Origin of the sequence: Corynebacterium sp. LK2537, from assembly GCF_040946485.1 — a bacterium.
In the GTDB taxonomy this organism is placed as follows: Bacteria; Actinomycetota; Actinomycetes; order Mycobacteriales; family Mycobacteriaceae; genus Corynebacterium.
On sequence record NZ_JAYWLQ010000014.1, the window covers coordinates 1 to 10,056 of the forward strand.

9 protein-coding genes and 1 pseudogene are annotated in these 10,056 nt (G+C 54.4%); all 10 read left to right on the forward strand.

Going from position 1 to position 10,056, the window contains the following annotated elements:
- A pseudogene (locus VVS03_RS11190) lies at window positions 1-1,232 on the forward strand (AAA family ATPase); the annotation flags it as partial.
- Window positions 1,233-1,378: 146 nt separating this feature from the next.
- Entirely contained in the window at window positions 1,379-1,645 is a 267-nt protein-coding gene (locus VVS03_RS11195) for a ribbon-helix-helix domain-containing protein (protein WP_368526402.1), read from the forward strand.
- 129 nt (window positions 1,646-1,774) lie between these two features.
- Complete coding sequence (locus VVS03_RS11200) at window positions 1,775-2,365, forward strand: ParA family protein (protein WP_172694245.1); 591 nt, start codon at window positions 1,775-1,777, stop codon at window positions 2,363-2,365.
- The gene (locus VVS03_RS11205) at window positions 2,362-2,628 is read left to right on the forward strand and encodes a hypothetical protein (RefSeq protein WP_070455424.1); all 267 of its coding nucleotides are present in this window, start codon (window positions 2,362-2,364) and stop codon (window positions 2,626-2,628) included. Before VVS03_RS11200 ends, VVS03_RS11205 begins: the two co-directional genes overlap by 4 nt.
- Before the next feature lie 743 nt (window positions 2,629-3,371).
- Window positions 3,372-4,910, forward strand: coding sequence for a replication initiation protein (locus VVS03_RS11210; RefSeq protein WP_368520925.1), 1,539 nt, complete (start codon window positions 3,372-3,374; stop codon window positions 4,908-4,910).
- Between the two features lie 106 nt (window positions 4,911-5,016).
- Window positions 5,017-6,006 (forward strand): type IIL restriction-modification enzyme MmeI, encoded by a 990-nt coding sequence (locus tag VVS03_RS11215; RefSeq protein WP_368520924.1) that lies wholly within the window; start codon window positions 5,017-5,019, stop codon window positions 6,004-6,006.
- Window positions 6,007-6,378: 372 nt separating this feature from the next.
- Entirely contained in the window at window positions 6,379-6,774 is a 396-nt protein-coding gene (locus VVS03_RS11220; RefSeq protein ID WP_368520923.1) for a DUF6355 family natural product biosynthesis protein, read from the forward strand.
- Between the two features lie 3 nt (window positions 6,775-6,777).
- Complete coding sequence (locus VVS03_RS11225) at window positions 6,778-7,098, forward strand: DUF6355 family natural product biosynthesis protein (RefSeq protein ID WP_368520922.1); 321 nt, start codon at window positions 6,778-6,780, stop codon at window positions 7,096-7,098.
- A gap of 54 nt (window positions 7,099-7,152) precedes the next feature.
- Window positions 7,153-7,581: a DUF805 domain-containing protein gene (locus tag VVS03_RS11230; RefSeq protein WP_368520921.1), complete on the forward strand. Its 429-nt coding sequence runs from the start codon at window positions 7,153-7,155 to the stop codon at window positions 7,579-7,581.
- Window positions 7,582-7,937: 356 nt separating this feature from the next.
- Window positions 7,938-10,056: MobF family relaxase (gene mobF, locus VVS03_RS11235; protein WP_368534691.1), on the forward strand; the 2,119-nt coding region annotated here is incomplete at its 3' end.

A 10,056-nucleotide genomic window follows, 5' to 3' on the forward strand; every position in this document is an offset into this window, starting at 1 on the left:
GACTGACAGCCGGTGTCGGTGATGTCATCCTGACTCGTCGCAACGATTCAAAGCTGGTGACCAGCAACGGCGATGTTGTCCGCAATGGTCAACGCTGGGTCGTTGATTCCATCGGAAAAGACGGTTCCATTACGGCCCGACGGTGTGATGATGATTTAGCCACTGTGACACTAAACCGCGACTACCTCGATAAACACACCCAACTGGGCTATGCCGCTACTGGTCATAGTTCCCAAGGCGCGACCGTCGACGTCGCCCGTGTGGTGGCAGGGGTTGGCAACCTGGACAAGGCCAGTGTCTATGTGCCGATGACTCGTGGGCGTGAGGGCAACTTCCTCTATATCGCCGAGACCCAGCCAGGAGACACCGAGACCGGCCACGGCCAGGTGAATCAGGTCGCACGGCGTGAGTCTGCCGAATACGCCCGCGACCTGCTGGTGTCCGCAGGAATGCGCGAGCAAGGAGATAAAACACCCCAGGCGCTGTTTGGGCAAGCCAAGCAGGACTGGGAGCTGACCAAACTCGTCAACCAGCCTTCCCAAACGGACACCGACAACCCGTTTGTCGGCACCGAAACGGGTAAGTACATGAGCAGCTTTGCCGCTAAACGCGAAGCACGCTTTGCTGACTTCCATGCCCGCGCCCAGGCCAACAACGCCGACGAGGTGCCAGAACCGGAATCAGGCAACGAGCACAGCGCTACACCGTCCAATGACGCCGTGGAGCGTATCGATGCCGAGATAGAACGGGTAAACAATCAGCTTGAGACGCTGCGCGGTGAGTACGACCAGGCTAACCAGCAGGTTGAACAGCTCGGACAGCAGTATTCCAAGCAAGATTCTGTAGTGCGCGAGTTCGAGGACACGAAGAACTCGAGGGGATTTTTCGGCAGGCTACGCCACGGCAATAACGACCAGGCCCTCCTAGACGAAGCAATCAACGTGCGCGACAAGGTAGCTGCATCCTATGACCAGGCCGTGGACTATCGCGACAGCTTTACTGATCCGATTCGCCAGCTTGAGACCGAGCTAGACGAACTGCGCTCCCAACGCAGCGACGAGCAGGCGCTACAGAACTCCCTGGACGTCCTCGACTCACTCGGTATTAGTACCACCGCAGATGATGAGATGCTCGCCCGGTTTCACCAGCAAGCCGCCACAGATAGCGACTACGACAACGACCAAGACAACTGGTTGGATAACGCCTCAGAGAGCGAGGGGCCAGAGCTTTAACGAAAAATCTCCGTCCCCTCGTCGATGCCGAACCTATGGTAAACAATGTTTACAAAAGCAAATAACGCTCACGAGAAAAAAGAGTAGGACTGCCAAAGACAATACGTAAACAATGTTTACGACAGGCAGAGGAAGGACTTACGTCAATGGTTCAAGGATCCCACCCCTCCGGGCGCGTGGTATCTGTACGAATGCCCGAAGAGATCATCGAGCGCCTAGACACACTGTGTACTCGCACCGGACGCAGTCGCGGCTTTTACCTCAAGATGGCAGTAACAGCCATGCTGCCCCAATTGGAGGAATACCACTGGGAACACGTTGCTGCGGACTTCGAAGAAAAGAGCATTGAAAACGAGTTTTACCGCATTATGCTTGCTGGACTTTCTGCCGAGTCTGACGGTAAAGAAAACTAAAAGTGCTATTTTCCTGCGCTTTTACCTTTACAGGCACCTGTAAAAATGTATTACTGTAAACCTGTAAAGCAGTATTTACTTAAACCTGTAAAGTGGTAGGGGCAATGATTTATCCACCTAGGAGAAGCCATGATCATTACCGCCATTAACGCCAAAGGTGGCGTTGGCAAGACCACCACAACGATGTTTCTTGCCACGGTTTTCGCCAACCGAGGAAAGACCGTGACCGTAACCGACCTAGACCGGCAGGGCTCGGCACTGGAATGGTCTGAACGCGCAGAGGATGGAGGAAGCCCCTTGCCGTTTGAGGTTGAGCTGTCCATCCCCAAGCGCGTCGATAGGCAAGCAGCGCTCGTCGGAGACGATGAGTTCATGTTCATCGATGTCCCGCCAGGAGACGAGAACGCTATCGAAGCAGCAATCGCAGTCAGCGACTTCATCATTCTTCCGACCCGTTCTGCTGCTGCCGACCTCTCCCGAGTATGGGAGCTGCGCGACGCAGTCAACGGAACACCTCATGCAGTCTTACTGACGTTCGCCAGGAAAGGCACCAGCGCCCTTGACGCGGCACGAGAAGCGCTCGAAGCAGAACACATGCCGCACTTTAAAACCGAAATCCCGCTACGCGAAGATATGCACCTAGCGTTCGGATACTGCCCAGGCCCAGACATGCACGGATACGACCACGTCGCCGACGAACTCATGGAGATGATGAAATGAGCACCAGTAAAGAACGCGCCAGGGCGCAGCAAGGCCCGCGAACCTCAACGAAAAAAGCCGCGAAGCTAACTCCAGCAGCCGAGAAGAAAACAGTGCGAAGCGCATTCCACCAACCCACAGGCCGCGACTACGTCAAGAAGATGACGATTGAAATCGACCGCGACCTTCACGCAGAACTTAAAGTCATCGCCGCCCAAAAAGGCGTGACCATCCGCGAGATTGTTAGCACCTACCTCGAAGAATACGTCCATAACAATAAATAAAGGTTTACAGGCATACAGCAATACAGGTTTACAGGGCCTGTATTACTGTATTGCTGTATCCCTGTTGCTCTGGATAATTCGCCACCGTATGGGTAAATCTGCGCACGCGTGATGGTAAATCAGCGCAGTCTGAACTGGGGTTTTCTTCCGTATCGGTAAATCTGCGCACGCTATTTTTTCATGAGGGTAGATCAGCGCAAGGAAAATGGGGTTGTGTGGTAAATATGCGCAGTCTGACCTGTTGAAATGTCTGTTGTGTCAACTTCTGCGCACTCGTATCGGTAAATCTGCGCACGCTTTTTTGCGTGATGGTAAATATGCGCACGCCGAACTGGGAAAATGCGCCGTATCGGTAAATCTGCGCAGTCTGATTTGGGCAAAAAGAAAGCGCCCGCGTGGGGCGCTTGTCGTTTGGTGTGGTTAGTCGAGTTGGGGCTTTGGTGGGCGCTGCCGGATGGAGGTGGCGGTCTTGGTGACGGTTACTCCGTTAGTGTCAGCGGTGATGCCTCAGCGTGCAGGTTGTGAGCAGCAGTAAAACTGTACGCGCCGACGACTGAAGTCATCTGTGCATTCAAATTGTTAGTACGCACTGAGAAACGTCATGACGCGACAGTGCGAATTGCGCAATTCGCGCAGTTAGCGCAATTCGCGCAGAGTATCTGCTGCTAAAAGCTATTTTTTCGTGTGTCATGGATAGTAAGTAACACCGGTGTCATTTAGGCTCGGTGGGAGACAATACGAAAATGAAGAAAGCCACCGGGCGGCAACCCGATGACTTTCGCTTATCACCCAGCACATCTCTGGGAGAAAGCATGGCCATGAGTTTACAGGCTTACGCGCAGAATGCGCACACTAAAACACCGACCCGTGTCGAGCGCGACCGTGGTGGACTGGATAACACCCCAGCATCTGCCAGTGACCGCGACATTTTACGCGATCATCTAGGCCGCGATGTACTCCACGGTTCAGTCACACGCGACTTTAAAAAGGCCTATCGACGCAACGCTGACGGTACGAACTCGCCGCGTATGTATCGCTTCGAGACTGATGCTTTAGGACGGTGCGAGTACGCCATGCTCACCACCAAGCAGTATGCCGCCGTCCTGGTCGTTGACGTTGATCAAGTAGGTACCGCAGGCGGTGACCCCGCAGACTTAAACCCGTACGTCCGCGACGTGGTGCGCTCACTGATTACTCATAGCGTCGGGCCGGCCTGGGTGGGTATTAACCCAACTAACGGCAAAGCCCAGTTCATTTGGCTTATTGACCCTGTCTACGCTGACCGTAACGGTAAATCTGCGCAGATGAAGTTGCTGGCTGCGACTACGCGTGTGCTGGGTGAGCTTTTAGACCATGATCCGCACTTTGCCCATCGTTTTAGCCGAAACCCGTTCTACACAGGCAAGGCCCCTACCGCTTATCGTTGGTATAGGCAGCACAACCGGGTGATGCGTCTTGGAGACTTGATAAAGCAGGTAAGGGATATGGCAGGACACGACCAGTTCGCCCCAGCCCCGCGCCAGCAGTTTAGCTCTGGCCGAGAACTCATTAACGCGGTCAAGACCCGCCGCGAAGAAGCTCAAGCATTCAAAGCGCTTGCCCAGGACGTAGACGCAGAAATCGCCGGTGGACTCGACCAGTACGACCCGGAACTTATCGACGGCGTGCGCGTTCTCTGGATTTCCCAAGGAACCGCAGCACGCGACGAAACTGCCTTTAGGCATGCGCTTAAGACTGGCCACCGCTTGCGCCAGCAAGGCCAACGCCTGACAGACGCGGTGATCATCGACGCCTATGAGCACGCCTACAACGTCGCACACACCCACGGCGGCGCAGGCCGCGACAACGAGATGCCACCCATGCGCGACCGCCAGACCATGGCAAGGCGCGTGCGCGGCTACGTCACTCAATCCAAGAGCGATGCCTACAGCGGCTCTAACGCGCCAGGTAAAGCCACCAGCAGCGAACGCAAAGCACTAGCCACCATGGGACGCAGAGGCGGCAAGAAAGCAGCAGAACGCTGGAAAACAGACCCCGAGGGAAAATATGCGCAGGAACGCCGTGCGACTTTGTCCGCTGCGAATAATCGACGTACTGCCACAGGAAAGAGTAACGCATTCAGAATCGCAGCTTTCTTTGCTGATACCTTTGGCCAGACCGGTCAATACCCGTCTATTCCTGATGCTATGGAAGAGTTCGGTGTATCGAGACCGACGGTAAACCGGGCTTTAAGGATGGCAGGTATATCTCTCCCCAGAGGACGGACTAAGTTACCAAAATAAATGTGTCACGCCATAAGCAATATACGGTTCCCCTGCCGCTAGGCAGTTAGATAAAACCTCACTTGAAGAAAACCTTGAGGGGCAGGGCAGCTTATATGCTTTTAACATGACTTCCTCTGCTCTCCTAGACCGTGCAACCATTCGCCATAACCTCACCGAATTCAAGGTGCGCTGGCTTGCCCATATTGAGGAATGGAAAGCAGAAAACCGACCAGCCACTGAATCAAGCCATGACCAACAGTTCTGGGGCGACCTCCTCGACTGCTTCGGCATTAACGCCCGCGACATCTACCTGTACCAGCGCAGCGCTAAACGAGCATCGACCGGACGCACCGGCAAAATCGACTTATTCATGCCCGGCAAAGTCATCGGCGAAGCAAAATCCCTCGGGGTCAACCTCGACAATGCACACAACCAGGCGCTGGACTATTTGTTGGGCGGTACTATCCCGAACTCACAACTGCCGCCCTACGTCATCTGCTCCAACTTCGAGACCCTGCGTATCACGCGCCTCAACCGCGACTACGTCGGCGATACCGCAGACTGGGACGTTACTTTTAGCCTTGCCGAGATTGACGAGCACGTCGAGCAACTCGCGTTTCTTGCCGACTACGAGACTTCCGAGTACCGCGAGGAAGAAAAGGCGTCCCTGGAAGCCTCCCGGTTAATGGTGGAGCTGTTCCGCGCCATGAACGGCGACGACGTAGACGAAGCCGTGGGCGATGAAGCCCCAACCAACCCGGAGGAAGAAGACGAGCGTGTCATGCGCACCTCTATTTACCTCACCCGTATTCTTTTCCTCCTATTCGGAGACGATGCCGGACTCTGGGACACCCCGCACCTCTTCGCTCAGTTCGTGCGCAACGAAACCACCCCAGAAACCCTCGGACCACAGCTCAACGAGCTATTCCGCATCCTCAACACCCCAGAAGATAAGCGCTCTAAGCGCCTGCCTGGAACCTTGGCGAAATTCCCCTACGTCACTGAAAGCGAAAGTCGCCCAGTACGCGTGTCTATCATGCGCGTGCTGGGCGACTTCTATCAGCCGGCGTACTGGTGCGCGTTAGCGGCGTGTGACGGTGGGCTTGCAAGGTAGTCCCCAGCCGGTGGTGTGGGCGGCGTTAAACGGCTCGGCCTGGTCGATGATTTGGCGTGCAATCTTGGCCGCTTCGCGCCCGAAAAGTTTGTTGAGCATGTTCCCTGTCATTAAGCAGTAGTGCAGATGGGAGGTAATGGGCTTGGCTCGCTTACGAATTGGCCATAGATGCCCAAACGACTGTGGGGACGTTAGTGGTTGGCGTATTTAGTGACCTGTAGGGCGTTTAGTTAATTGGGAATTAACATCGATAAAGCTTTGGATAACTTTTCCGTTATATCATTTACTTAACTAACCGATTGTGAGTAGCGTAGGTCGCACGGAGCGCTGGTTCTGCTCTGGTTCATTTGTTTGAAATTAAGGGAGCTTTTCATGTCAGGTTTGAGTAAAACTACTCCAATCGCAAGTTCGGGTATTAAAAGAATGCTCGTCGGCACAGGGGCACTATCTCTTGTTTTCGCTGGGATGGTGACGATTGGCGAAACTCCTGAAGCTTCGGCGACTACTTGCGGCTACCACACTGAGCACATTGACCGAGAACACAATTGGGGGGATGTGACTATTCCTGTAGTGGATGTAACTGTTCCTTTTCCTGGTGGCAGAGTTGAAACAGCATTCTGGGGAAATTGCAGTGGTGGAAACGAAAAGATCAAGGTTAATGCAGAAAGTGGAGATTACGAAGTTTGTGTTAACCCAGGAGATTCCCAACTTGGCACGACTCGAGAAGGGAAGAAAATTTCCGGCGCTTCAAAGATTGGAGCGTGCTAAATAATGGGAAAAATTACTCGTAAAACACTTTCGACAGTTATTGCTGGATGTACAGCACTAGGCTTGTTGACGGTCAGCCCTATCGCTTCAGCTTCAGTATGCGGTTTCGTGGGAAAAGCTACGGGGAGCCCTATCGCCGGCAAAGGCGACGATGGAAAATACGAAGAGGCCGTTTACACTAACTGCAAAAACCATCCAGTAAAGATTAAAGTTAAGTATTTTTACGCATCCGAGGATAGGTGTGTAGGGCCTGGCGAAACCCGGCTAACCGTAAACCCGAACTTAGGAGCCTTGGTTGGGGCAGACGAGATCGGTAGTTGTTAAGGGATAGGAAATCTCCTTCCCTAAAGTATTCTTTTATCGGAAGGAGATTTTATTATGGATAAGCAGTCTTCCTACCAGGCCCTGCATGGGGCGTCTCCGCAGCAGGCCGTGTCACGGTTTTTCTTGAGATATTTTGCTTTTAAAGGGTCAGCCTCTAGAAGTGAATACTGGTGGATTTTTTTCTTCTTGACTATTGGTTCATTCTTCGTCAGCATGCTCGATAATCATTTAGGTGATTTTCATGGAGTATCGCTAGAAGAAGTGATAGCAGCAATCGTGTTTCTGCCTTTTCTTGCGTTGCTATCGAGACGGCTGCAAGATGCGGGATTCTCCGGAATTCTAGTTGTATTATTTTTTATCCCCATAGTGGGAACTATCCCTTTAATGATCATGACCCTTCTTCCCTCAAGTGATGACAAACGTCATCTCTTTTTCCAGCAGAAGGTGTCGCCTTCAAGCCAAAAGGAAGCACGATCGGCTTAAAGGAAAGTCTGGCAATCGTAAGCATTCAAGTGTGTGGTTACGGAAGTCTTTAAGGATAAGGGAGAGACTGGCCTGATTTTTGGTCAGTTCCTTCAACCTGTCGGGGGGGCGACACTAGTCGTTGTGCGTGGTGTTAGTTCATGGTTCTCGCGTTGCCGCGAAAGTTGCTTACGCGACTTCCTTGCCCATGTAGCTGTCACGCCCTGGCACAACCAACTCCACTGAAAGATTCGCCGGTTTTCTGCATTGACCTCGTCTGAATGGCGCTTAATCGCCATATTCTATGGTACATTTGCAACAAGTTGCCTAATGGGGTGTCCAGGTGGTCGCCGTGGTGATTGACAGGAGGTGTCGGAGTGCTGACTATCGCGAAGATGGGTGCGCACTCTGTGGCCTATTATCAGTCCACGGTTGATGAGAATCGGGGGACGGATTCGTACTATTCCGAGGACGGAAAGCAGCCAGCTTCGGTGTGGCTTCGGGGCGAAAACATGGCTGAAGTTTCGGCATTTTTGGGCGCTGAAGATGGTGCGATCGTGTCGGGGAAAACGGTTGAGGATTGGTTCAATAAGGCGGTCGCTCCGAGCGGTGCGGGGCTTGGAAATGCTCCGCGAAAGGATAGTGTTCCAGGCTTCGATCTGACGTTTTGCGCGCCGAAATCTGTCTCCTTGTTGTGGGGTATGGGCGCAGATTCTGCCGTGCGTGGCATCGTCGATGAAGCCCACCAGGCGGCAGTATCCCAGGCGCTGGATTACTTGTCGGAGCATGCCAGCTACACGCGAAAGCAAGTAAAAGAGCCGACGGGAAAGCGTCTTATTGTCGAAAAGTTGGCGGGTATTTCGGGCGTGAAATACGAGCACCGCACTTCACGTGCGGGCGACCCGCATGTGCATTCACACGTGTTGTTGGCGAATAAACAGCTATGCCGCGACGGTAAAGTGCGCACGCTCGATGGGGTGAGTTTGTACCATGAGGCGCGCGCGGCAGGCATGGTGTATCAAGCCACGGTGCGTGAAATCTTGAGCCAGAAACTCGGTGTGGAGTTCGGCGACGTGGTCAATGGATGCGCTGAAATTGTCGGTCTTGATGACCCAGAATTGATTGCGTCGTACTCGACCAGGGCGCGTGAAATCGACCAGTGGCAGGCCGAGAACGGGCTTGAAACCCGTGCGGCCTATGAGCGTATCGCGCAGAAAATCACCCGGCGTACCAAGGACACCGAGACCCCACTAGACGAGCTAGAAACCGAGTGGGCGCGTGCTGAACACGGCGCGCAGGTGCGTGAGTTTGTGGCCGGACTTGTGCCAAACAATGAAGCGCCAGCGCGCGCGGTGGGTGAGGATTGTTTGCCGAAACCAGTCCAGATTTTAAGCGCGGTTGTTGCAGAACGCTCCACGTTTACCCGCGCTGATGTTGCCGAAAAAGCAGCAGAACTTATCCGCCCAGGCGCAGTTTCCCCGGAGGATATGACGGTCACGGTTGAGGGGCTGGTTGATGCTGCGTTGGCTGCGCACGGTACATGGTCGGTGACCCCGGAGAAGTCCCGCGAGCTGGATAATACCCAGCGTGAAGGCTCGCAGAAATACACCACTGTCGAGGTGGTCGACGAGGTTGAACGTGGCGTTGATATGGCTACCGCGCGCGTGGAGCGCGGGGTTACCGCCGAGTCAATCCAACCGGTCGAGGGTGAGCTTTCGCCTGCGCAGGCTGGTGCTATGCGCGCGGTTGTCGGCTCTAACTATCTGGCGTCTGTGGTGGTCGCACCGGCTGGTGCCGGTAAGACTTCTTCGCTCAAGGCCGCGCATAAGGCATGGAATCAGGCTGGTAAACACGTCGTAGGCCTAGCTCCTACGGGTAAGGCTGCTGACGTGATGGTGGGTGAGAATGTGGCCGATGAATCCATGACGATTGCGCGCGCTTTTGTCGGCACCGACGATCTGACACCGGAGCATACAGCGGCGAAGCTGGGCTGGAACCGGGACACCGTTGTGGTTGTTGATGAAGCTGGCATGGTATCTAACCTCGATACGATCCGTGTGCTGGAGACTGCCACTGCTGCCGGCGCGCGCGTGGTCTTTGTGGGAGACCCAGAACAATACTCGGCGGTGAAAGCTCGTTCTGGTCTGCTGGCTACCTTGTCTCATGAATTGCCTGATGCCGTGGAGCTACGCGAGGTGTTCCGCCAGCGTGATGCGGGTGAGCGTGAAGCATCGAAGTGGCTGCGCGGTGGAGAGGAAGCAGACGTTTCTCGTGCCGCCGAGTGGTACATGCAGAACAAGCGCCTGCACGCAGGATCGGTTACGGCAATGATGGACGATGCGTTGGCCGGGTGGCGCGACGATACTGCCGCAGGAAAGCAGTCCTTGCTGGTTGCAGCAACCCGCGACCAGGTCACCGCGCTGAATGCTGCGGCGCAGAAGATTCGCGCAGAGCGCGGCGAGATTAACCCCGAGCACCGCCTAGGTCTGTCCGATG